This window comes from Sphaerisporangium cinnabarinum (assembly GCF_055567015.1).
In genome coordinates this window covers 45,781-67,824 of the sequence record NZ_JBVHRG010000014.1, presented here as the reverse complement: position 1 = coordinate 67,824, position 22,044 = coordinate 45,781, and the positions used below count along the sequence as shown (strand labels likewise).

The window sequence follows — 22,044 nt, the reverse complement described above, 5'->3', positions numbered from 1 at the left end:
CCGACGGGCAACCAGGCCAGCCATGCCACAGGGACAAAAAATTTGGCATTGACTAACAAGCACACTGTTGAGTTCTCAAACAACCGACACACACCGCCTCCGACCTCGTTCCCGAGGCCCTTGCGCGGGGCGCTTCCTTCGTTCTGAATCCTACCAGACCCGGCCGTTCGTCCCGGACCGGTGAAAACCGGATTTCCGTTCAGAAATGTACCTGATCCAGACTCCCCCACCGCACTCACGGCGCAGCACTGTGCTCCGAGAAATCTGGTGGGAGTTTCGCCCGGGGGACCAGCCACTTCGCATCTGCTCCGAGGAGCTGTGCCGTGGTGTCTGTTCCTCCCTGCCGGGCGACCTCGAGAACATTACGGGGTCGCGTGCCAGGAGGTCAACTCGCCGTCTCGTGACCCGGCTCACCCTCCGCGGCGGCACACGCGCGGTCTCCCAGGACCCGCACGGCGTCGCGCAGCTCGGGAGGCCCGACGACGTCGAACGGCACGTCGAACATCGCGCATCGAGCCGCGAGACCGCCCCACGACCAGGAGCCCGTCGTCAGGCGGCACCTCCCCTCCCCTGCCGGCTCGACGACCGCGTCCGCCCCTGCCCAGCGCGCCACCGTCGCGGCGTCCGCGTGGAGCTCGACGGTGCCGCGCACCGGGTAGCTGGTGGTGGCGAACCGCTCCACGACGAAGGTCGCGACGTCGGGTGCCGGCAGCGCGCGCGGCGCGAAGCGCGGCCCCGTGCCCTCGCGCGGGACCATGCGGTCGACGCGGAACGTGCGCCAGTCGTCCCGGTCGAGGTCCCACGCGACGACGTACCACCGGCCGCCCCATGTCGCGAGGTGGTGCGGCTCCGCGCGCCGCGGGGCGCGGAACCCGGCGCCCTCCGGAGCACCTGGCGCACGCAGCACCTCTCCGGTGCCGCCGTCGTAGTCGAACCGGAGCACGCGTCGTTCGGTCGCCGCGGTCCCGACGGCGACGAGCACGTCCGGACGCACGGTGGGCAGCTCCTGCTCCCGTCGCCCCGGCACGGCGGTCACCTCCAGGGCGTCGATGCGCGTCCGCAGCCTCGCGGGCATCACCTGGCGGATGGTCGCGAGGGCCCGGGCCGCCGCGTCCTCGACCCCGGGCAGCGCGCCCGTGCGCAGGGCGACCGCGACGGCGACGGCCTGCTCGTCGTCGAACAACAGGGGCGGCACGTCCGCCCCGGCGTCGAGGCGGTACCCGCCGTCGGGCCCCTTGGTCGCGCGCACCGGGTAGCCCAGCCCGCGGAGCCGGTCGACGTCGCGTCGCACGGTGCGCGGGCTGACCTCCAGCCGCTCCGCGAGCGTCGCTCCGGGCCAGTCGCGGCGCGCCTGGAGCAACGAGAGGAGCCGCAGCAGTCGTCCCGAGGTCTCGAGCATGACCCCAGCGTCGCACGAGGTAGAGGACCGAACCTGTCCGCTACCCCGAGGAGAGTCGTCCCGACGCACGCACCGCACCCAGGAGGAGCACCGTGATCCGGACCAGAGCACTGACCAAGGACTTTGCCGTCGGGCGGGACGAGAGCCGCACGGTGCACGCCGTGCGGGGCATCGACCTCGACGTCGCGCCGGGCGAGCTCGTCGCCGTCCTCGGCCCCAACGGCGCCGGCAAGACGACCACCCTGCGCATGCTCACCACGCTGACCCGGCCGACGTCGGGCACCGCCACCGTCGGCGGCCACGACGTCGTGGCCGAGCCCGACGCCGTCCGCCACCGCATCGGGTACGTGGGACAAGGCAACGCGGCCGGGCATGCGCAGCGGGCCGTCGACGAGCTCGCGAGCCAGGGCCGCATCCACGGCCTGGACCGCCGGGACGCCCGGCGACGCGCCGACGAGCTGCTCGACTCGCTCGAGCTCACGACGCACGCCGCCCGCAAGGTGTCCGACCTCTCCGGCGGGCAGCGCCGTCGGCTCGACGTCGCGATGGGCCTCGTGCACGCGCCGTCGCTCCTCTTCCTCGACGAGCCGTCCACGGGCCTCGACCCGCACAACCGCGCGAACCTGTGGGAGCACGTCCTGCGCATGCGCGACGGCGCGCGGGCGACGACGGGCGAGCCGATGACGATCGTCCTCACGACGCACTACCTCGACGAGGCCGACACCATGGCCGAGCGCGTCGTCGTCGTCGACCACGGGCGCGTCATCGCCGACGACACGGCCGCGAACCTCAAGGCCGAGCTCGCGGGGGACCGCGTCCTCGTCACGCTCGCGCCGTCGGGCGGTCCCGGGCACGACGACGCCGCCCACCTCACCGCCCTGGCCCGCCGCGTCGAGGGCTTCCGCGAGGTGACCCGAGCGCCCGCGGGCGCGGACGCCGTCGGGCCGGATGCCGGGCCTGATGGCGGGCCCGACGATGCGCACGCGCTCGAGGTCCGCGCCGAGCGGGGCGACGCGTACCTGCCCCGGCTGCTGCGCGCCGCGGACGCCGCCGGGATCGCCGTCGACACCGCGCAGGTGCGCCGGCCCACGCTCGACGACGCCTTCCTCGCCCTCACCGGGCGCAGCCTGCGCGAAGCCGGCGCCGCCACCACGGGCGCCGACGCCCCCACCGAGAGGACCGCAGCATGAGCACCGTCACCACGACCCCGACCACGCCGCGCACGGCACCGAGCCGGGCGCACACCTCGCGCCGCGGCATCGCCTCCTTCGCGCGCGACACCGGCATCGTGCTCGTGCGCGAGCTGCGGCCCGTGCTGCACGACCCGTTCTCCGTGCTCTTCGGGCTCGTCCAGCCGATCGTCTTCCTCGCGCTGTTCGGCCCGCTCCTCGTCGGGTCCCTCGGCGGCACGACGACCGGCCAGGAAGTCCTGGGCGGGAACGTCTGGCAGTGGTTCGTGCCGTCGATCCTCGTCATGACGACCCTCTTCGGGACGTCCACGACCGGCGCGAACCTCCTCGTCGAGCTGCAGACGGGCGCGCACGAGCGGATGCTCGTCGTGCCGCTGTCGCGCGCGTCGCTCCTCGTCGGGCGCGCGCTCAAGGAGATGGTCCCGATCGTCGCGCAGTCCGTCGTCGTGGTGCTCGTCATGCTGCCGTTCGGGTTCGAGCTGCACCCCGCCGGAGCCGTCCTCGGCCTCGTGCTGCTCGCCGTCTTCGGCGTGGGGATCGGGTCGCTCAGCTACGCGCTCGCGCTCGCCGTCCGCAAGCAGGACTGGATGTTCTGGGTCGTGCAGCAGACGCTCGTCTTCCCGCTCATGATCCTGTCCGGCATGCTCCTGCCGCTCGAGACGGGTCCCCGCTGGATGCAGGTCGCGTCCGACGTCAACCCGCTGCGCTACGTGGTCGACGCCGAGCGCGCGCTCTTCGCGGGCGACCTCACGGCGTCCACCGTCGCGTGGGGGTGGGTCGCCGCCGTCGTGACGGCCGCCGTCGGCCTCGCGGTCGGGATCCGGACCATGGTGCGGACGACCGACTGAGCACCAGCACGTCAGACCCGGGTGACCCGGTGGACGACGAGGTCACCAGGACGAGATGCGAGAAGTAGGCCCCCGCGGCGAGTCCGACGGGGGCCACTTCTCGCTTCTCGTCTCCGGGCGCGCGGTCCCGGTCCGCGGGCTCAGGCGGTGTGCTCGCGGAAGGCGTCGGTGAGCGTGGGGCCGTCGTCGGTGCCCAGGCGCCAGACGCTCCAGCCGTCGGCGGTGTGGGTGCCGGAGACCGCGACCGCGGCGAGGTCCGGGTGGCGGAACCGGGCGCCGTCGGACAGCTCGATGAAGCCGTCGGGCTGGAGCACCGCCTCGAAGCGCTGCCCGCGCCGGGGCCGCGACCACACGAGCTGGCGCGGGGCGCCGAACGCGCGGGCGAGCGCGACGAGGTCCGGGTCGTCCTCGGGGCCGAGCGGCAGGTCCGCCGCGGGCGGAGGCGGCACCGGCGCGACGTCGCGGCTCGTGGACGGGAGGTCCGGGCCGGTGCCGACGTCGACGGGCGGGTGGTACGACAGCGGGTCGTAGGGGCGCTCCTGCGCGGGGCTGCGCTGGTCGCCGTACTCGTGCGTGAGGTACGACTCGCGCGTCCGGATCGACTCCCGGGTGCGGATCGACTCGCGCGTGAGGATCGAGGTGCGCGGGGCCGGAGCCTCGTCGGTGCTCTCGACCGGGCGGCGGTCGGCCCAGGCCGTCGGCGCGGGCTCGGGCGCGGTCGGCGCGGTGAGCGGGTCGTCCAGGGGCACGAAGTCGAGCACGGGCGGCTCGGAGCGGCGCGGCTCGCCCGCCGCGGTGAGCGGGGCGAGCTGGCCCGTCTCGTCGGCCGACGACGGCGCGACGCCGTAGGTGGTGCGGGGCTCCAGCTCGGCGGCCCGGCGGCGCTCCGCCCGGGACTTCGCGGCCTGACGCGTCACCACGGGAAACTTGCCGGTCAGGGCTCGGCCCACGGCGACGCCGTCCGCGAAGTCGGAACCGGGAGCGACGGCACGGCCCCGCGGGGGCTCGGGTGCCGCGGGTGGCGCGGGGTTGTCGCGCGTCATCGCGAGCGGGGACACGTCGACGAAGCGGCGGCCGTCGGCCCCGTGGACCACGCCGAGGCGCAGCACCGCGACCGGAGAGCCGGGCTGGCGCAGGAAGTCGAGCGCGTCCTGGATGCCGGGCGCCGCGCTCGAGCAGATGACGATGAGGCGTGCCCCGGTCGCGCGCGCGGTCGCCTGCGAGCGCGTGAGGGGCACGTTGTCGTAGAACGCGGCGACGTCCTGCTGGAACCGCGACGCGCCGCCCGTGTAGCGCGCGGCGAGCTCGGCGCGCGTGAGGCGACCGGCCCGGCCCGCGTGGTTGAGCGCCGCGGTCAGCGCCTCCTCGGTGAGCTCGGCCGTGACCTCGATGACGACCGGCAGCCCCGCCGCGTCGAGCGCGAGGAGGTGCGGCTCGTCGTCGGACGTGCCCTGCGCGACCGGGAAGATCTGCTCGCCCAGCAGTCCCTCGAGGTTGCCGTCCACCACCCGCTGCGCGTCCGTCCCGAAGGCTCCTGCCGGCTGGGGCGGCTGGACCAGAACGGGACGCTCGGCGTCCACCTCGAAGAGGGGCATCGGGGGTTCTCCTGCAGCAGCGGAAACGCGACCTGGGCGGGGGCGTATGCGCCATAGCCTACGGGGGCGGGTCAAGTCCCTCGAAGCGGGCGAACCGGTGCGCAAGGGCCGTCCGGCCCTGCCCGTCGGCCCGGGCGTCACGCCGCAGGTCAGGCGTGCCCGGTGTCCTCCGACTCGGCCGCGAGCCGCTCCTCGACGCGCTCGACCTTGCCCGTGAGCTCGCCCGTGCGACCCGGGCGCAGGTCGGCCTTGAGGACGAGCGACACGCGGTGCCCGCCCGCGCCGACGGCCTCGGTCGCGCGCTGGATCACGGGCATGACGACGTCCCAGTCGCCCTCGATCTCGGTGAACATCGACGTGGTGCGGTTCGGCAGGCCCGACTCGCGGACGATGCGGACGGCCTCGGCGACGGAGTCCGCGACGGACTCGCCGGCACCGAGCGGGGCGACGGAGAAGGCGAAGACGGCCATGGGGCCATCGTGGCACGGCTGCGCGCCCCGGGCCGCGGTCGCGGGCTCCGCGAAGGCTCTCCGAGGGCCCCGCGCTCCGACGTAGGCTCGTCGTCGTGACAGCAGAACACCGCACCGACCGCGTGACCGTGCTCGCGGGAGGGGTCGGCGGGGCCCGCCTCGCGCACGGCCTGGACCTCGCGGGGACGGACCTCACGGTCGTCGTCAACGTCGCCGACGACGTCGAGCTCCACGGGCTGTGGATCTCGCCCGACCTCGACACCGTGACGTACACGCTCGCCGGGCTCGCGGACGAGGAGCGCGGCTGGGGCGTCGTCGGGGAGACGTACGCGGCACTGGAGGCGATGGGCCGGCTCGGCGAGGACACGTGGTTCACGCTCGGCGACCGCGACCTCGCGACGCACGTCGTGCGGACGGCCCGGCTGCGCGCGGGCGCGCCGCTGTCCGACGTCACCGCGCAGCTCACGTCCGCGCTCGGCGTCCGGGCGCGCGTGCTGCCCGTGACCGACGACCGCGTCGCGACGCTCGTCGACACGCCCGCCGGTCGCCTCGGGTTCCAGGAGTACTTCGTGGGCCGTCGGCACGCGGACGACGTGCTGGGGCTCGTGTACGACGGCATCGACGCCGCGCGCCCGGCGCCCGGTGTGCTCGACGCGGTGACCGGAGCCGACGTGGTCGTGGTCGCGCCGTCGAACCCGTTCCTGTCCGTGGAGCCGGTGCTGGGCGTCGCGGGCGTGCGGGAGGCGCTCGCCGGGACGTCGGCGCGACGCGTCGCGGTGAGCCCGATCGTCGGCGGTCGGGCGCTCAAGGGCCCCGCGGCGCAGATCCTCACGACGCTCGGGCACGAGGTCTCCGCGCTCGGCGTCGCACGCCTGTACGTGGGCCTGGTGGACGTCATGGTGATCGACGACCACGACGCGCACCTCGCGGACGACGTCCGCGCGCTCGGGATGGACGTCGTCGTGACGGACACGGTCATGGGCGGCGCCGAGGGCCGCGAGCGCCTGGCACGCACGCTCCTGTCGGGTCCCGCACGTGGCTGAGCCGCCCGACGCCGGCGCCCACCCGGGTGCGGCCGCGCGCCCGGGGCGTGTGGTCGCCGTCGTGCCGCTGCGCGACGGCTCGTCGGGGAAGTCGCGCCTCGCGCACGTGCTCGACCCCGCGTCGCGCAGCAGGCTGATCGGCGTGCTCGCGCGGCACGTCGTGGGGACGCTGCTCGCGAGCGACGGCGTCGAGCGCGTGGTCGTCGTGACGTCCGACCCGCGGTTCACGTGGCGGGCGCTGCGGGACGTCGTGGTGGACGGCGCCGCCGCGGCGACGGACGACGGCGACGGTCTGCCCCTCCTCACCGCCGACGCGGACCGCCTGCGCATCGTGCTCCAGCCCGCGGACCGGCCGGGCCTGGACGCCGCGGTGGACGTCGGGCGCGAGATCGCGGCGTCGGAGCCGGAGGTGGGCACGACGTCGGGCCCGGCGGAGCACGGACCGGTGCGGCTCCTCGTGGCGCACGCCGACCTCCCCGCGCTCACGACCGCGGACGTCGCGGCGCTCCTCGCCGAGGACGCCCCCGTCGTCGTCGCGACGGACCGCCTCGGAGCGGGCACGAACCTGCTCGTCCTCGACCCCCCGGCCTCCGCGCCGTCGAGCACGACCTTGCTGTCGGGAACCGGCACAGAACGCCAGGAACCTCGTGTTCGGCCCGGCGGCGGTCCTCACGGTGCGGGGTTCCGGTTCCGGTTCGGGCCGGGCAGTCGCGCGGCGCACGTCGCGGAGGCCGAGCGGCTGGGGCTGCGGGCCGTCGTCGTGCAGCGGCCCGGGACCGCCGTCGACCTGGACACCGTGGACGACTGGAGCGAGCTGCCCCCGCACGTGCGGGCCGTCGTCGGGCTGCACGTCCCGGCGCTGCGCGACCACGACGCCTGACGGCGGTCGTCACCGCGGTGACGACCGGCCTCCCCAGCGCCCGCGGTGCACGACGTCGTCGAGCGGCTTGCGCGTGCGACGACGCGGCGAGCCCGTGGCCGCCCGGTCGGCGGGGTGCCCGACGGCGACGACCCCGGTCGGTGCGTACGCGTCAGGGATCCCGAACGCCGCGCGCAGCCGCCCGACCTCGCCCGGCGCGACGCCGAAGAAGCACGCGCCGAGCCCGTCGTCGACGGCGGTCTGGAGCATGAGCAGCGCCGCCATCCCGGCGTCGACGTGCCAGTACGGCACGGCCCAGCGGTTCTCGTCGCGGTCCGCCCAGCCCTTGTCGTCCTCGGCGTACCGGTCGAGGTAGACGTCCTTCGACGTGAGGACCACGACGAGCACGGGCGCCGTGCGCATCCCGGCGAGCCACGTGCTCATGCTCCGCTCGGGCTGCTCGGGCGAGGTCGCGGCCCAGAAGCGCGCGACGTCGTCGGGCTCGGTGAGCACGAGGAACGACCACCCCTGCGCGAACCCCGCGCTCGGCGCGCGGACGGCGTTGCGCACGAGGCGGTCGACGGCGTCCGGACGGACCGGCTCGTCGGTGAACCGGCGCACCATGCGCCGGCGTCGGACGACGTCCTGGAACTCCACAGGGCCCCCTCGGCACGGTCCGGGAACAGGTCCCCGCACCCTATCCGGCGACGCGTCGCGTCATCCGCAGCTCGACGAGGCGGGGATCGCTCGGGAGGGGCTGGGTCTCGCCGGTCGGCGCGAAGCCCGCGCGCTCGTAGAGACGGAGCGCGGGAGCGTTGGTCGCGGTGACCCAGAGCGAGAGCGTGCGCGCGCCGAGCTCGGCGGCGAGCGCGTCCGCGTGCTCCAGGAGCGTCGCCGCGACGCCGCTCCCCCGCGCGCCGGGCTCGACCCACACGGACACGAGCTCGGCCACGGTCGGGTCGTCGGGCGAGGGAACGACGGCCGCGACCCCCACCACGGGACCGGGCGACCGGCCCCTCACGGGCGGGGCGCCGTCGTCGGACTGGCCGCGGTCGCCAGGTGGGCCGCCGTCGAGCGTCGTCCGCGCCAGGAGCGTGCGCCCCTGCGCCGCGCGCTCGCGCCACACGTCGTCGGGGAAGGCGACCTCGCGCGCGAGGGTCGAGCCGAACGCGGACGGCGCGTCCGCGAGCGCCCGCAGGCGGACGTCCCGCAGGTCGCGCCAGTCGTCCGGCCGGGCGCGCTCGACGAGCGTGGTGGGCATCGGCCCATCGTGGCAGCCCGGCTCGGCGTGGGTGCGCCGGACCGGGCCGCTCGACCGGCTCAGGCTGCTCGGCCGCCTCAGGCCGCGTCGAGGCGTGCGCGCAGCTCGGGGTCGAGCTCGAGGTCGGCCGCGCCGAGGAGGTCGTCGAGCTGCTCGACCGTGCTGGGCCCGATCACCGGGATCACCGCGTGCCCGCCCCCGAGGAGCCACGCGAGCGCGACCTGGTTCGGCGTCGCGCCGAGCTCGCCCGCGACCTCGTGCAGGAGGCGGACGCGCTCGCGCGTGGTCGAGTGGTCGAACCCGTCCCACAACGGCTTGTCCCGGCGCACGTACGCGCCCTGGAGGATCGGCGAGTAGGCCGTGACGGCGAGCGGCGGGCGACCGTCGACGCCCGTGGACGCCGCGTAGTCGAGCAGCTCGTACGACGCCCAGTTGTGCCGCCCGGGCTCGGGCGTCGGGTAGGCGTAGGTGTAGTTCTGCTGGACGAGCCCGTAGGGCGCGACGCCCTGGCGCAGCGCCTCCTCGCGCGCCTCGACGACGCGCCACAGCGCGACGTTCGAGATGCCCGTGATGCCGACGACGCCCTCCGCCTGGAGCTTGCCGAACGCGCCGACGGTCTCGGCGAGCGGCGTCCCGTGGTCGTCGACGTGCCCGTACAGCACGTCCAGGTGGTCCACGCCGAGGTGGCGCAGGCTCTCGTGCGCCTCGTCCGCGACGACGTCGGCGCCGAGCCCCTGGAAGTTCGTCGGCTCGACGTTCTGCAGCGGCAGGGCCGGGTCCTTCTTGGCCGCGCCGAGCTTCGTCGCGATCCGGACCTCGTCGCGCGCGCCGCGGCTCGCGAGCCAGCGGCCGAGCAGGTCCTCGCTGTCGCGGCCGTGGCCGTCGGCCCAGAAGCTGTAGTTGTTCGCGGTGTCGAGGAACGTGCCGCCCGCCTCGCGGTACCGGTCGAGGATCGCGAACGACGTGTCCTCGTCGACGCGCGTCCCCATGTTCATCGTGCCGAGGCACAGGGTCGACACCTCGAAGGAGGTGCGCCCGTCGCCGATGGTGCGGTACCGCATGGTGGTCTCCCTGGGTCTGTCGGTGGTCCGAGCGGTCCGTGGTGGACCTGTGGTCTCGGTGACGTGCTCCACGCTAGGGAGGCACCGGCCCGGGTGTACGGTCCGATTCCATGGGCGTCGACCAGACCACTTCCTCCCGGGCGGCACCTCCGGAGACGACGGCGCTCGCCTGGGAGGCGCTGCTCGGCCTGGGGACGGGGCCGGGTTCGCGCGTCGAGCGGCTGGAACGCGCGATCCGGGACGCCGTGCACTCCGGCCGCGTCCCCGTCGGGGCGGCGCTGCCGCCGAGCCGGCAGCTCGCCGAGACGCTCGGGGTGTCGCGATGGGTCGTCACGGAGGCGTACGGCCAGCTCGTCGCGGAGGGCTTCCTCGAAGCGCGCGCCGGGTCCGCGACCCGTGTCTCGGCCGCCGCCCGACCGGGGAGCCTGGGGGCGACCGTGGGCGCGGGTCGTGGCGCGCCCGCCGGGAACCGCGGGGCACGAGCGGCGGACGACGGACCCCCGCCCACCGCCGCGCGCGCCCGGTTCGACCTCGCACCGGGCGTCCCGGATCTGCGGCACGTCCCGCGCGACGCGTGGCTCCGCGCGGCACGCGAGGCGCTCGGCACGTCCGGCGGGACGGCGTCGAACGACGACCTCGGGCAGCCGTCCCCCGCCGGGCACCCGCACGCGCGCGCCGTCGTCGCCGGCCACCTGCGCCGGGCGCGCGTCGTCACCGGGCCGGACGACGCCGTCGTGCTCACGCGCGGCGCGACCGACGGCATGGCGCGCGTCGCCGCCGCGCTCGTCGAGGCGGGCCACACGCACCTGCTCGTCGAGGACCCGAGCTGGTCGGTGCTGCGCGACGTCGCGGCGCGGGCCGGTCTCACCCCCGTCCCGGTCCCCGTGGACGCCGCGGGTGCGGACGTCGACGCGCTCGTCGACGCGTCCCGACGGACGGGCGCGCGGGCCGCGCTCCTCACGCCCGCGCACCAGTTCCCCACCGGCTCCGCGCTCGCGCCCGAGCGGCGCGAGGCCGTCCTCGCCTGGGCGCGGACCGTCGACGGCGTCGTGGTCGAGGACGACTACGACGCCGAGTTCCGCTACGACCGCCGGCCCGTCGCGGCGCTCCAGCAGCTCGACCCCGACCGCGTCGTGCTTCTCGGCTCGGTGAGCAAGACGATGAGCCCCGCGTTCGGCGTCGGGTGGATGGTCGTGCCCGCGCGCTGGCGCGAGTCCGTCGCACGTGCGGCCGCCCCGCACGGCCCGACGGCGGCCCCGTCCACCGTCGACCAGCTCACGTTCGCGCGGCTCGTCGCGTCCGGCGGCTACGACCGGCACCTGCGCGCCGCGCGCGGCCGCTACCGGCGCCGTCGCGACGCCGTGCTCGACGCCCTCGCCCACGAGCTGCCCGGCGCCGCGGTGAGCGGCATCGCGGCGGGGATGCACGCGCTCCTTACCCTGCCGGGCTCGCCGGACGACCCCGCGCCCGACGCCGCGCACGTCGTCCGCGAGGCCGCGCGGCGCGAGGTGACCGTCGTCGACCTGCGCCGCTACCAGGTGCGCCCCGCCGACCGGTCGACGACCCTCGTGCTCGGGTACGGCAACCTCGCCGACGCCCGCGTCGACGAGGCCGTCGCCCGCCTGGCCGACGCGGTGCGCGCCGCTCCTCGTCGTGGGACAGGAGGCTGAGTCGTCGCGCCGCGCGCCGACGAACCAACCGCCCCGGGCAAGACCGGGCCGCGTCGCGACACGAGCAGGGCATGGAGACGACGTCGCACCGCCACGCTCGGCCGTCCCGGACGACGGCGGCGCTCGCCCTGGGCGGGCTCGTCGTCGCGCCGCTCGCGGCCGGGTGCGCGCCCGCGAGCGCCGAGGGGCCGGTTGCCGGACTCGCGGAGGCACGGGACCGGTGGGCTGCGGCGGGGTACGACGACTACGCGTTCACGCTCACGTCGTCGTGCGGCGAGCGGAACCTCGTCGGGGACTTCGACGTCGAGGTCGCGGCCGACGAGGTGGTCGCGGTCTCCGCGAGCCTCGCGCACCTGGAGATGACCCCGGAGTCCTACGTCGAGAGCGGTGGCCGCACGATCGCCGGGTTCCTCGACCTCGTCGACGAGCGCCACGACGACGTCACCGACGTCGCGTTCGACGACGCGCTGGGCTACCCGTCGTCGCTCACGCTCGACCCGGTGCCGCGCGCGATCGACGACGAGGAGTGCTACGCGATCACGGACGTGCACCCCGCGCGCGGCTGACGGCCGCGCGGCGCCACGCTCAGAGCCGCTCGGCGAGCAGCTCGACGAGAGCCTTGCCCTGCACACCGGCGAGGTCGTCCGCCTGGGTGCGGCACGAGAAGCCGTCCGCGAGGTACACGTCGCCGGGGGCGGCGTCGCGCAGCGCGGGCAGCAGAGCGTTCTCCGCGACGGCGACCGACGTCTCGTAGTGGCCCTTCTGCATGCCGAAGTTCCCCGCGAGGCCGCAGCACCCGGCGAGCACCTTGATCGTCGCGCCCGCGTCGCGCAGCAGCCGCTCGTCCGCGGCGAAGCCCATCACCGAGTGCTGGTGGCAGTGCGGCTGCACGACGGCCGTCACGTCCGACAGGTCGGGCACGCGCCACCCGGACTCGTGCCCGGGCGCGGTGTCGACCGACGTCAGGAGCTCCGCGAGCGTCCGCGTCGCGGCGGAGACCGCCTGGGCCCGCGGGTCGTCGGGGAACAGGTCCACGAGGTCGGAGCGCAGCACGGCCGTGCACGACGGCTCGAGCCCCATGATCGGGATGCCGTTCACGGCGTACGGGCCGAGCACGGACAGCAGGTTCTCCAGGCGCTTGCGCGCGCCGTCGAGCTGGCCCGTGCTGATCCACGTGAGGCCGCAGCACGCCTGCTCGTCGGGCACGACGACGTCGTACCCGGCCGCCGTGAGCACCGTGACGGCCGCCTGCGGCACCCCCGGCGACATGTTGTCGCTGAACGAGTCGGTCCACAGCACGACCTTCGGGCGCTCGTCGCGCACGGGGTGGCCGGGCCGCTGCCCGACGTGCAGCCCGGGCACGCCCTGCGTCGCGCCGCCGCGCTTCCACCACGTGCGGAACGGCACCTCGGCGAACGTCGTCATCGAGCGGCGCGTGTCCATGCCGCCCGCCCACAGGACCGTCTTGGCGAGCGGCCGGAACCCGAGCAGCTTGTTCGCCAGGCGCGGCATCCCCGTCGCGAGCCGCGCCCAGATCGGCAGCCAGCCGAGCGAGTAGTGGTCGACGGGGCGCAGCTTGCCGCGGTAGGTCCGGTACAGGACCTCGGACTTGTACTGCGCCATGTCGACGCCCGCCGGGCAGTCGCTCGAGCACGCCTTGCAGGACAGGCACAGGTCGAGCGACTCGCGCACCTCGGGCGCCGCGAGACCGCCGACGAGCGTGCCGTTCACCGCCTCCTGGAGCACACGGGCGCGGGCGCGCGTGACGTCCTTCTCGTCCTTCGTCGCCTGGTACGACGGGCACATGAAGCCGCCCGCGGCGCTCGTGTCGGCGCGGCACTTGCCGACACCGACGCACCGGTGCACGGCCTGCGTCATGTCGCCGTGGTCGTGCGCGAACGAGAAGCCCTGGTAGCCGGCGCGACGCGAGATCTTCGTGACCTTCGCGGGCGCGGCCGTGCTCGTCCCGGGCGTGCCCGGCGCGCCGACCGTCGACAGCAGCGGGTGCGCGTGCGGGCGGCGCAGGTCGTCGTCGATCGCGCTCGGGCGCACCACGACGCCCGGGTTCATGACGTCCTGCGGGTCGAACAGGGCCTTGAACCGCTCCATGAGGGCGATCGCCTCGGGGCTGTACATGACCGGCAGCAGCTCCGAGCGGGCCCGGCCGTCGCCGTGCTCGCCCGACAGGGAGCCGCCGTACTTCGCGACGAGCTCGGCCGCCTCGAGCATGAACGTGCGCAGCACCGACCCCGACGCCTCGAGCGGGATGTCGATGCGCAGGTGCACGCAGCCGTCGCCGAAGTGCCCGTACGGCAGACCGTCGACGCCGTAGCGCTCCATGAGGGCGTCGAGGTCGCGCAGGTAGTCGCCCAGCTTCTCCGGCGGGACGGCGGAGTCCTCCCAGCCCGGCCACGCCTGCTCGCCCGCGGGCGTGCGCCCGGCGAGCCCCGCGCCGTCGGCCCGGATCTGCCACATCTTGGTCGCCTCGGGGCCCGCGGGCAGGATCATCGTGGCCTCGCTGCCCGACGCCGCGACGATCGCCTCCGCGTTCGCCATCGCCTCCTCGGGGGTCGCGCCGCCGACCTCGACCATGAGCCAGCCGGCGCCCGGCGGCAGCGGCGGCACCGATGCGTCGCCCTTGGCGCGGCGCACGACGTCGACGAGCCGCGCGTCGAGGCCCTCGACCGCGAGCGGGCTGAGGTCGAGGAAGGTCGGGACGTCGTCGGCCGCGGACGGCATGTCCGGGTAGCCCAGCACGACGAGCGTCGGCTTGGACGGCACCGGCACCAGGCGCACCGTGGCCTCGAGGATCGTCACGAGCGTGCCCTCGGTGCCGACGAGCGCCTTCGCGAGGTCCGACCCGTTCTCGGGCAGCAGGTGCTCGAGCGAGTAGCCCGACACCTGGCGCCCGAACCGCCCGAACTCCGTACGGATCAGCGCGAGGTTCTCGCGGACGAGCTCCGCCAGGCCGGGGACCGCCGCGAACGTCGGGTCGCCCTGGCCCGCCGTGTAGCGGCGCCCGCGGCCGTCGACGACGTCGAGCGCGAGGACGTTGTCGACCGTGCGCCCGTACGCGACGGCGTGCGGACCGCACGCGTTGTTGCCGATCATGCCGCCGAGCGTCGCGCGGTTCTGCGTCGACGGGTCCGGGCCGAACCGCAGCCCGTGCGGCGCCGCCTCCTGCTGGAGCGTCGACATGACGACACCCGGCTCGATGCGGGCCGTGCGCTCCTCCGGGTCGACGTCGAGCACGCGGTTCACGTGCCGCGTGAAGTCCAGGACGACGCCCGGGCCGATCGAGTTCCCCGCGACCGACGTCCCCGCCCCGCGCGCCGTGACCGGCACCTCGAGCTCGCGCAGCACGTCCAGCGCGGCGACGACGTCGTCCACGTCCTGCGGGTAGACCACGGCCTCGGGCACGACGCGGTAGTTCGACGCGTCGGTCGAGTACTCCGCGCGGCGACGCGTCGCGGTGTCGACCGTGCCGCGCACGACCGTCCGCAGCGCGTCCGCGAGCGCCGTGCGCGCGGCGTCGGCCGCCCGCTCCGCCTCGCGGACGGCAGCCGCGCGCTCCGCCTCCGGCGACGTCGTCGCGCGGGAGCCGGACCGCCGCGAGCCGTTCCCGTGCTGCGTGGCGGGGGTCGTGGTGGCGTCGATCTCAGCGGACACGTCGCGATTGTCGCACCCCCGCGCCCGCACCTTCCGGACCGTCCGCCCCCTGACCCCCGGCAGGCCCGTGGTCGCGCGAGGTAGAGCCCCAGTCCGCCGAGGTAGAGCCTCGGTCCGCCGACGTAGAGGCCTGGTCATGCCAGACGGCGCGTGGTCACCTATCACGGCCGAGGCTGCGGCCGGCATGGGCACCTGATGCCCGACGGCGGGCGGTCGCCCGCCGCGGGCGGGTCGCCGCGGCCCGACGTGAGCGAACGACGCCGCGGGTCGTTCGCCCAGGTGAGCGAAGACCACGGCGAGACGACGCCGGGCGGGGTGGGTGGTGGTGCCGCGTCGTGGCGGGCCTGGCCGGGGCGACGCGAGGAACGAGCGGCGCGGATGGTAGCCGCGGCACCACCACCCACCCCGACCACCCGACGTCACCACACGCCGTCGGGCGCAAGAACCACGGCTCTACCTCGACAGACCACGGCTCTACCTCGACAGACTACGGCTCTACCTCGGCAGACCGGGGCTCTACCTTGCGCGACCGGGCCTCTACCTCGGTGTCAGAGGACGAGTTCCGGCTGGAGCTTCTTGATGGTCCAGACGCGCTGCTTGCGGGCGGCGACCGTCGTCAGGGCGAGGGCGGCGACCAGCACGACGACGAGCACCGTGACGTCGCGCGTCACCGTCGCCATGTTGCCGCCGTAGAGGAGCTGCCGCAGGCCCTCGACGGCGTACGTCATGGGCAGGAACCGGTGCATGGAGCGCAGCGGCTCGGGGATCGTCTGCCACGGGAACGTGCCGCCCGCGGTGACGAGCTGGACGAGCATGAGCACGAGCCCGAGGAACTGGCCCGCGGCGCCGAGCCAGACGTTGAGCGCCTGGAGGATCGCGACGAACGTCGCCGAGACCAGCACGAGGAACAGCGCGGTCCCCACGCCGTAGACCGGGTCGATGTCGAGCGCGAACTTCGTCACGGTGAACATCGCGGCGACCTGCACGACGCCGATCGCGGCCGGGGTGAGCCACCCGCCCAGGGCGGTGGCCAGGCCCGAGCGCCCGGCGGCGAGGGCCCGCGCCGACAGCGGGCGCACGAGCAGGAAGAGCACGTAGGCGCCGATCCACGTGGCGAGCGACAGGAAGAACGGCGCGAGGCCGCCGCCGTACGTGCCCGCGGACGACAGCGCGTCGCTCTGCACGGCCACGGGGTTGCCGATGGTCTCGGCCGTGTCCTGACGGGTCTGCTCGTCGAGGTCCGGCACCTGGCCGAGACCCTCGGCGAGCCCGTCGCGGAGCTGCGTGACGCCGTCGACGAGCTCGCCCGAGCCGTCGCGCAACTGCGACGTGCCGTCCGCGAGCGAGGTCGCGCCGTCGGACACCTGGCGCGTCCCGTCGGCGAGCTGCGAGACGCCGTCCACGAGCTGCGGGGTCGCGGCGGCGAGCTGTCCGGTGCCGTCGGCGAGGCGGTCCGCGCCGTCGGCGGCGCTCGCGATGCCGGAGGTCAGCTGCGGCGTCGCGCCCGCGAGCTGGGCCGCGCCGTCGGACACCTGGCGCGACCCGTCGGCGAGCTGGTCGAGCTTCCCGGACGCGGCGGTCACCTGGTCGACGGCGCCCTGCACCTGCTCGCGCTGCTGGTCGAGCACGGGGCCGACCTGCGACCGCACCTGGTCCGCGGTCGCCCGGTCGATGACGCCGTCGGCGACGAGCTGGTCGAGCCGGGCGTCGACGTCGCCGCGGATCGTGTCGAGCGTCGGGAGCACCTCGCCCGCGGCCGCCGCGGCCTGCTGCCCGTACTGCGCGACCTGCGCGTTCCCGTCCGCGACCTGCGCGGCGCCGTCGGCGAGCTGCTGGGTCTGGGCGGGCAGCGACGACGTCGCACCCCGGAGCGTGCCGAGCCCCGACGCGAGCGCCTCCGCGCCGTCGTCGAGCTGCCCGACGGCGTCCGCGAGCGTCCCGGTGCTCGCGTCGAGACGCTCGGCACCGTCGGCGGCCTGGCCCGCGCCGTCGGCGAGGGTGTGCGCGCCGTCGTCCGCGGTGACGAGGCCGTCGCGGAGCTGTGTCGACCCGTCGAGGAGCTGGTCCGCGCCGTCCACGGCGTCGGCGAGGTTGGTGTGGATGGACGCGAAGCCGCGCAGGAACGTGTCCGCCGCCTCGGTGCCCACCTGCTCGGCGATCGAGTCGCGCACCTTGCCGACGATCTGGTCCGCGATCGTGCGTGCGAGGTAGTTGTTCGCGTCGTTGGTGATGAGCGTGAGGCTCGCCTGCTGCGGCTCGAACTCGCCCGCGGACGCGAGGTCCGCGGAGAAGGTCGGGCCGATGACGAGCGCGGCGTCGTACCGGCCGGACCGCACCCCGTACTCGGCGTCGACCTGGCTGGTCTCGACCCAGCCGAAGCCGCCGTCGTCGAGGAGCTGGTCGGCGACGTCGCGCCCGAAGTCGCGCCGCGTCGTCGCGCCCGTCTGGGCGTCGGTGGTCGTCGTGCCCTCGTCGAGCACGACGAGCGCGGCGGGGATCTCGTCGAGCTTGTCGTACGGGTCGTGGTTCGCGAACAGGTAGAGGCCCGCGTAGAGCGTGGGGATGAGTGCCATCGCGAGGATCGCGAGGCGGGGCAGCGTGCCTGCGGCGAGGCGGCGCAGCTCGGACAGCCCGAGGCGGATCGCGGTCATCGGTCCTCCTCGGGGTCGTGCGGGGCGGTGGGCTCGTCGGCCGTGGTGGGCGCGGACCGCTCGGGATCCGGGACCGGCCCGGCCTCCGGCTCGGGCTCCGGGTCCGGGTCCCGGTCCGGGTTGCGCGGCGGCTCGAGCTCCGGGTCCGGGTCGCGGGGCGGCTCGGGGCGCGTGCGCAGCACGACGGCCGGCGGCTGGTGGATCGACGCGCCGCGCGCGGGCGGGAGGTCCGCACCGAGGTCGCGGGCCGAGGCACGTGTGCACTGCACGAGGACGCCGTACCCGGCGCCGGCGAGGCTCTGCGCGACCTCCCACCAGCCCGACGGCTCTCCCCCGTGCCGGTCGGGGAGGGTGAGCACGAGGAAGCGGACGTCGCGGTCCTCGGCCGCGAGCGCCGCGAGCAGCGCGGTGCGCACGACCCCGGGCACCTGGTCGAGGCGCCGCCCGCGGTCGGTGGCGAGCGAGTGGTCGGCGAGCCAGCGGGTCACGTCGGAGGGCAGCGAGCGGCGGCCGGCGAGCGCGAGGCCCTCGGCGACGACGTCGGCCACGGTGAGCGCGTCGTCGGGCTCGCTGATGCCGGGCACGTCGACGACGGCGGTCACGTCGCGCAGGGTCGCGGCGGCGCCGCGCGCCGATCGTCCGGCGCGGTGCGACGGCGTGCTCTCCGGGGTGAGCCGGACCTCGCCCCCGGACGGGTCGAAGCGGCCCGTCGCGACGAGGGCGAGCGCGGTGTGCCCGTGCCCGGGCTCCCCCGCGACGAGCACGCACTCGCCCGTGGACCAGGCGAGGTCCATCGGCTCGAGCATCGGCTCGCGCCGCCCGTCGACGTGCACGTCCGTCAGCGTGATCTGCATCCGGTTCTTCCCTCCGTGGCCCCCGGGCCTTCCCCGGGGCGCCGTTGACTCACGGTCAACAACGCTACGCCTGTTGTTGACTCACGGTCAACAACAGCGTAGAACGGTGTCATGCCCCGCACGCCCACCCCCGCCGGTCCCTCCGGCCTCGACGGCTCGGTGCGCACCCGACCGGGCGCCCGCCGACGCCGCGAGCCCGCCGACCGGCGGCGCGAGCTGCTCGACGCGGCCTCGCGCCACGCCGACGAGCACGGCCTCGACGCCCTCACCCCGGCCGCGGTCGCAGCCCGCTCGGGCGCGTCCAGGGCGCTCGTCTTCCACTACTTCGCGTCCACCGCCGGGCTGCGCCGGGCCGTCGCGCTGGAGGCGGTGGCGGAGCTCGAGGCGGCGACGGTCGCACCGGACGATCGTCCCCTCGGCGAGCGCCCCGCGCTCGCCGTCGCCTCCTACCTCGACGCGGTCGAGGCGCGCCGGCTCGTGTGGCAGGACCTGTGGCGCGGGGTGCTCGCCGAGGACGACGCGACCCAGGAGGCGCTCGCGCGCGTCCGTGACGGGCTGGTCGCGCGCCTGACCTCGACCGTGAGCGCCACCACCGCGGACGCGCTGCCCACGACGCCCCGGCTCCGGCTCCTCGCCGCGGGCTGGGTCGCGCTCGTCGAGAACGTCACGGCCGCGTGGCTCGGCGGCGGCGACCTCACCCGCGCGGACATCGAGAGCCTCGTGCTCGCGAGCGCCGTCGTGCTCGTGCCCGAGCTCCCCGAGCCCGCGCGCGGCGCCGTCCTGGCCATCGCCCGGGCGAACTCGCCCGCGGCGGGCTAGCGTCGGGGCGACGGGCAGCGGACGAGGTCGGGAGGCAGCGCATGCGCGTGGTGGTCGTCGGAGCGAGCGGGAACGTCGGCACGGCGGTCCTGCGCCGGCTCGCGGAGGAACCGGTCGTGACGTCCGTCGTGGCGGTCGCGCGCCGGGTGCCGCGCGCGGACGGCTCGAGCACCGTGCGCTTCCCGCACGACGTCGCGACCTGGCGGTACGCGGACGTCGCAGCCCCCGACGCCGACCGGCGGCTCGACGCCGCGTTCGCCGGGGCGGACGTCGTCGTGCACCTCGCGTGGGCGATCCAGCCGAGCCACGACCGCAGGCGGCTGCGGCGCGTCAACGTCGAGGGCACGCGCCGCGTCGTCGAGGCGGCGCAGCGGGCAGGCGTCGCGCACGTGGTCGTGGCGTCGTCGGTCGGCGCCTACTCGCCCGCCCCGTACGCGGGCGACGCGCGCGACACCCCGGTCAACGAGGGCTGGCCCGTCGAGGGCGTCCCGGGCTCGTCGTACTCGGAGGACAAGGCTGCGGTCGAGACGCTGCTCGACGACCTCGACCGGGAGACGGGCCTCGTCGTCTCGCGCGTCCGCTCGGCGCTCGTGCTCCAGCGCGACGCGGGCTCCGAGATCGCGCGGTACTTCCTGGGCCCGCTCGGCACGCGCGTGCTGCGGCGCGACCCGCTCCCGACGGTCCCGCTGCCCGACGGCCTGCGGCTCCAGGTCGTCCACGCCGACGACCTCGCGGACGCCTACGCGCGGATCGTCGTGGGCCGGCACCCCGGGCCGTTCAACGTCGCCCACCCCGCGGTGCTCACGGCGCAGGACGTGGCCGACGTCGTCGCGGACGGCTCGCTGCGCACCGTCCCCTACGCGACGGCGCGGACCGCCGTCGCCGTCGCGTGGCGCGCGCGCCTCGTCCCCGTCGGCGAGGGCTGGCTCGACATGGCGATGCGCGCGCCCGTGCTCGACACCGAGCTCGCGACGGAGCTGCTGCGCTGGCGCCCCGTGCACGGCGCGAAGGACACGCTCGCCGAGCTCGTCGACGGCATCCGGGCGGGCGCCGGGACGTCCTCGCCCCCGCTCCTCCCCCGCTGACCGGACCGCGCGCGGCGTCCCGCCCCCGGCACGACGGACCCCGGGTCGCGCACCGCTGGACGGTGCGCGGCCCGGGGTCCGTCGTCGGTACCGGGGTCAGCTCTCGAGCGTGGCGTCCAGCGTGATCGTCGGGACGCCCGCGAGCGCCTTCGAGACGGGGCACGTGGCCTTGGCGGCCTCCGCCGCCTGCTGGAAGCCGGCGGCGTCGATGCCCTCGACCTCGCCGCGGACGGTCAGCGCGATCTCCGGGATCTGGAAGCCGCCCGCCGGGTCCGGCGCCAGGGTGACCTCCGCCGTGACCTCGAGCGAGACGGGCGTCGCGCCGGCCTCGCCGAGCAGCGCGGAGAACTGCATCGCGTAGCAGGACGAGTGCGCGGCGGCGATGAGCTCCTCGGGGCTCGTGACCCCGCCCGCGTCGTCGGCGGCTCGACGCGGGAAGGACACGTCGTACGTCCCGACCTTCGAGCTCGAGAGCTCGACCTGGCCCTGGCCGTCCTGGAGGCCGCCGTTCCAGGCGGTGCGTGCGATACGGGTGGGCATGCGAGATCTCCTTCGACGTCGTGGGTCCCGGGCAGGACCCGGTGCCCCGACCGTAACCCGCCGGGCCGCGCCCCGCCGGGACGGGGTGCGTGAGGTCTGCGTCACCCGACGCGGTCAGCCGAGCGTGCCCGCCGGGCGGTAGACGACCGACGACGCGCGGTCGTCGAACGAGCCGAGGCTCGCGCAGTGCGGCGTGCAGTTCTTCTTCGCGCCCGCGTAGGAGGTCGAGTCGTAGAGCGTCGCCCAGCACCCGGCGTACGTCGACGCCGAGGAGACGACGTTGTTCATGAGGAGGTTCGCGAGGTTCGGGAAGCCGTACGTCGAGCCGGTGTGGCACCCGTTCGTGCCCGACCCGTAGAGCACCTTCGACGCACCCTTGTAGCCCGGGTCCCGCCAGAGCACGCCGAGCACGATCGAGCTGGCCGCGGCCGCCGTCGCACGCTCCGTCGCCGCGGCGCGCGGGCCCGCCGTCGTGGTCGCGTTGAGCTCGGCGACGAGGCCGTCGACGTCGACCCGCGTGGCGCGTGCGAGGCGCGACGGCGCGACCTCGTCCCCGGACACGAACTCGAGCGCCTCCTCCAGCGAGTCGAAGCACGCCTCGTCAGCGGCGGGCAGGGTGGCCGGGTCCTGGCCCGGGAGGAGAGGCTGCGCCCGGACGGCGCAGCTCTCGCCGGTCGCGACGGGCGGGTCCGTGGCGGGGAGCGCCGCGAGGTCGCCTCCCGGGGCGGCCCGGACGTCCGACGACGAGGCGAGCGCCGGGCCGGCGACGGCGCCCACCAGCACGAGACCGGCGACGAGACCGGCGGACAGGCCGGCGGACAGGGCGCGGAGCGGAGTGCTGGTCATGGTTCTCCTTCTGCGTGGGCCACGCCCCCGGGTTCGCACCCCGTGGACCTGACGCGGGAAGGGGACTCCCACAGGACGGCCACGTCCCGTGACCCCGCCCGCATCCTAGGGCGGGCGGTCCCCCGGGGCCCGGCGGAGGTCCCCTGCCGCTGGGCAGGTCGGGCGGTCGTTGGTTACCGTGCTC

19 protein-coding genes are annotated in these 22,044 nt (G+C 75.6%); 8 read left to right on the top strand and 11 right to left on the bottom strand.

Going from position 1 to position 22,044, the window contains the following annotated elements; all coding sequences use genetic code 11:
• Positions 1-385: 385 nt before the first annotated feature.
• Positions 386-1,399: a WYL domain-containing protein gene (locus tag ACZ4MO_RS18170; RefSeq protein ID WP_175009982.1), complete on the bottom strand. Its 1,014-nt coding sequence runs from the start codon at positions 1,397-1,399 to the stop codon at positions 386-388.
• 92 nt (positions 1,400-1,491) lie between these two features.
• On the opposite strand from ACZ4MO_RS18170, the gene ACZ4MO_RS18165 reads away from it, so the two are divergent.
• A complete protein-coding gene (locus ACZ4MO_RS18165; RefSeq protein WP_175009983.1) occupies positions 1,492-2,589 on the top strand; it encodes an ATP-binding cassette domain-containing protein in 1,098 nt (365 codons plus the stop codon).
• Positions 2,586-3,437: an ABC transporter permease gene (locus ACZ4MO_RS18160; RefSeq protein ID WP_175009984.1), complete on the top strand. Its 852-nt coding sequence runs from the start codon at positions 2,586-2,588 to the stop codon at positions 3,435-3,437. The genes ACZ4MO_RS18165 and ACZ4MO_RS18160 overlap by 4 nt, the downstream gene beginning before the upstream one ends.
• Before the next feature lie 140 nt (positions 3,438-3,577).
• Here the strand turns inward: ACZ4MO_RS18160 and ACZ4MO_RS18155 are convergent, their stop codons facing one another.
• Positions 3,578-5,032, bottom strand: a complete 1,455-nt coding sequence (locus tag ACZ4MO_RS18155; RefSeq protein ID WP_175009985.1) for a restriction system modified-DNA reader domain-containing protein — start codon at positions 5,030-5,032, stop codon at positions 3,578-3,580.
• A 149-nt stretch (positions 5,033-5,181) separates the two neighbouring features.
• On the bottom strand, positions 5,182-5,502 hold the full coding sequence (locus ACZ4MO_RS18150; protein WP_074802867.1) for an MTH1187 family thiamine-binding protein: 321 nt from the start codon (positions 5,500-5,502) through the stop codon (positions 5,182-5,184).
• Between the two features lie 95 nt (positions 5,503-5,597).
• Here ACZ4MO_RS18150 and cofD point away from each other — a divergent pair, with 95 nt between their 5' ends.
• Entirely contained in the window at positions 5,598-6,545 is a 948-nt protein-coding gene (cofD, locus tag ACZ4MO_RS18145; RefSeq protein WP_175009986.1) for a 2-phospho-L-lactate transferase, read from the top strand.
• Positions 6,538-7,425 (top strand): CofC family guanylyltransferase, encoded by an 888-nt coding sequence (locus tag ACZ4MO_RS18140; protein WP_255437385.1) that lies wholly within the window; start codon positions 6,538-6,540, stop codon positions 7,423-7,425. The genes cofD and ACZ4MO_RS18140 overlap by 8 nt, the downstream gene beginning before the upstream one ends.
• A gap of 9 nt (positions 7,426-7,434) precedes the next feature.
• Here the strand turns inward: ACZ4MO_RS18140 and ACZ4MO_RS18135 are convergent, their stop codons facing one another.
• From ACZ4MO_RS18135 to ACZ4MO_RS18125, 3 genes are all read right to left on the bottom strand, one after another.
• Positions 7,435-8,061 (bottom strand): nitroreductase family protein, encoded by a 627-nt coding sequence (locus ACZ4MO_RS18135; RefSeq protein ID WP_175009987.1) that lies wholly within the window; start codon positions 8,059-8,061, stop codon positions 7,435-7,437.
• Between the two features lie 40 nt (positions 8,062-8,101).
• Positions 8,102-8,665, bottom strand: coding sequence for a GNAT family N-acetyltransferase (locus ACZ4MO_RS18130; protein ID WP_175009988.1), 564 nt, complete (start codon positions 8,663-8,665; stop codon positions 8,102-8,104).
• A 77-nt stretch (positions 8,666-8,742) separates the two neighbouring features.
• Positions 8,743-9,726, bottom strand: a complete 984-nt coding sequence (locus ACZ4MO_RS18125; RefSeq protein ID WP_175009989.1) for an aldo/keto reductase — start codon at positions 9,724-9,726, stop codon at positions 8,743-8,745.
• Between the two features lie 110 nt (positions 9,727-9,836).
• Here ACZ4MO_RS18125 and pdxR point away from each other — a divergent pair, with 110 nt between their 5' ends.
• Entirely contained in the window at positions 9,837-11,396 is a 1,560-nt protein-coding gene (gene pdxR / locus ACZ4MO_RS18120) for a MocR-like pyridoxine biosynthesis transcription factor PdxR (protein WP_175009990.1), read from the top strand.
• A 71-nt stretch (positions 11,397-11,467) separates the two neighbouring features.
• Positions 11,468-11,962: a DUF6174 domain-containing protein gene (locus ACZ4MO_RS18115; RefSeq protein WP_175009991.1), complete on the top strand. Its 495-nt coding sequence runs from the start codon at positions 11,468-11,470 to the stop codon at positions 11,960-11,962.
• 19 nt (positions 11,963-11,981) lie between these two features.
• On the opposite strand, the gene ACZ4MO_RS18110 is transcribed toward ACZ4MO_RS18115, so the two are convergent.
• The 3 genes from ACZ4MO_RS18110 to ACZ4MO_RS18100 all read right to left on the bottom strand — a co-directional run bounded on the left by ACZ4MO_RS18110 (position 11,982) and on the right by ACZ4MO_RS18100 (position 18,570).
• A complete protein-coding gene (locus tag ACZ4MO_RS18110) occupies positions 11,982-15,065 on the bottom strand; it encodes an FAD-binding and (Fe-S)-binding domain-containing protein (protein ID WP_499279318.1) in 3,084 nt (1,027 codons plus the stop codon).
• A 548-nt stretch (positions 15,066-15,613) separates the two neighbouring features.
• A complete protein-coding gene (locus tag ACZ4MO_RS18105) occupies positions 15,614-17,716 on the bottom strand; it encodes a YhgE/Pip family protein (RefSeq protein ID WP_175009992.1) in 2,103 nt (700 codons plus the stop codon).
• Complete coding sequence (locus ACZ4MO_RS18100; RefSeq protein WP_175009993.1) at positions 17,713-18,570, bottom strand: hypothetical protein; 858 nt, start codon at positions 18,568-18,570, stop codon at positions 17,713-17,715. Before ACZ4MO_RS18100 ends, ACZ4MO_RS18105 begins: the two co-directional genes overlap by 4 nt.
• 111 nt (positions 18,571-18,681) lie before the next feature.
• Here ACZ4MO_RS18100 and ACZ4MO_RS18095 point away from each other — a divergent pair, with 111 nt between their 5' ends.
• Positions 18,682-19,389: a TetR family transcriptional regulator gene (locus tag ACZ4MO_RS18095; protein ID WP_175009994.1), complete on the top strand. Its 708-nt coding sequence runs from the start codon at positions 18,682-18,684 to the stop codon at positions 19,387-19,389.
• Positions 19,390-19,436: 47 nt separating this feature from the next.
• Complete coding sequence (locus ACZ4MO_RS18090) at positions 19,437-20,474, top strand: NAD-dependent epimerase/dehydratase family protein (protein WP_499279317.1); 1,038 nt, start codon at positions 19,437-19,439, stop codon at positions 20,472-20,474.
• Between the two features lie 96 nt (positions 20,475-20,570).
• Here ACZ4MO_RS18090 and ACZ4MO_RS18085 read toward each other — a convergent pair whose 3' ends face one another.
• Both ACZ4MO_RS18085 and ACZ4MO_RS18080 read right to left on the bottom strand, forming a co-directional pair.
• Positions 20,571-21,014, bottom strand: a complete 444-nt coding sequence (locus tag ACZ4MO_RS18085; protein ID WP_074802899.1) for an OsmC family peroxiredoxin — start codon at positions 21,012-21,014, stop codon at positions 20,571-20,573.
• A gap of 114 nt (positions 21,015-21,128) precedes the next feature.
• A complete protein-coding gene (locus ACZ4MO_RS18080) occupies positions 21,129-21,860 on the bottom strand; it encodes a hypothetical protein (protein ID WP_175009996.1) in 732 nt (243 codons plus the stop codon).
• Positions 21,861-22,044: the final 184 nt, after the last annotated feature.

Bases quoted from the DNA above. Each gene is read 5' to 3' on its own strand.
- ACZ4MO_RS18150 (WP_074802867.1), bottom strand. From the start codon at position 5,502: ATGGCCGTCTTCGCCTTCTCCGTCGCCCCGCTCGGTGCCGGCGAGTCC.
- ACZ4MO_RS18160 (WP_175009984.1), top strand. From the start codon at position 2,586: ATGAGCACCGTCACCACGACCCCGACCACGCCGCGCACGGCACCGAGC.
- ACZ4MO_RS18155 (WP_175009985.1), bottom strand. From the start codon at position 5,032: ATGCCCCTCTTCGAGGTGGACGCCGAGCGTCCCGTTCTGGTCCAGCCG.
- ACZ4MO_RS18105 (WP_175009992.1), bottom strand. From the start codon at position 17,716: ATGACCGCGATCCGCCTCGGGCTGTCCGAGCTGCGCCGCCTCGCCGCA.
- ACZ4MO_RS18085 (WP_074802899.1), bottom strand. From the start codon at position 21,014: ATGCCCACCCGTATCGCACGCACCGCCTGGAACGGCGGCCTCCAGGAC.
- pdxR (WP_175009990.1), top strand. From the start codon at position 9,837: ATGGGCGTCGACCAGACCACTTCCTCCCGGGCGGCACCTCCGGAGACG.
- ACZ4MO_RS18095 (WP_175009994.1), top strand. From the start codon at position 18,682: ATGCCCCGCACGCCCACCCCCGCCGGTCCCTCCGGCCTCGACGGCTCG.
- ACZ4MO_RS18170 (WP_175009982.1), bottom strand. From the start codon at position 1,399: ATGCTCGAGACCTCGGGACGACTGCTGCGGCTCCTCTCGTTGCTCCAG.
- ACZ4MO_RS18100 (WP_175009993.1), bottom strand. From the start codon at position 18,570: ATGCAGATCACGCTGACGGACGTGCACGTCGACGGGCGGCGCGAGCCG.
- ACZ4MO_RS18080 (WP_175009996.1), bottom strand. From the start codon at position 21,860: ATGACCAGCACTCCGCTCCGCGCCCTGTCCGCCGGCCTGTCCGCCGGT.
- ACZ4MO_RS18130 (WP_175009988.1), bottom strand. From the start codon at position 8,665: ATGCCCACCACGCTCGTCGAGCGCGCCCGGCCGGACGACTGGCGCGAC.
- ACZ4MO_RS18115 (WP_175009991.1), top strand. From the start codon at position 11,468: ATGGAGACGACGTCGCACCGCCACGCTCGGCCGTCCCGGACGACGGCG.
- ACZ4MO_RS18125 (WP_175009989.1), bottom strand. From the start codon at position 9,726: ATGCGGTACCGCACCATCGGCGACGGGCGCACCTCCTTCGAGGTGTCG.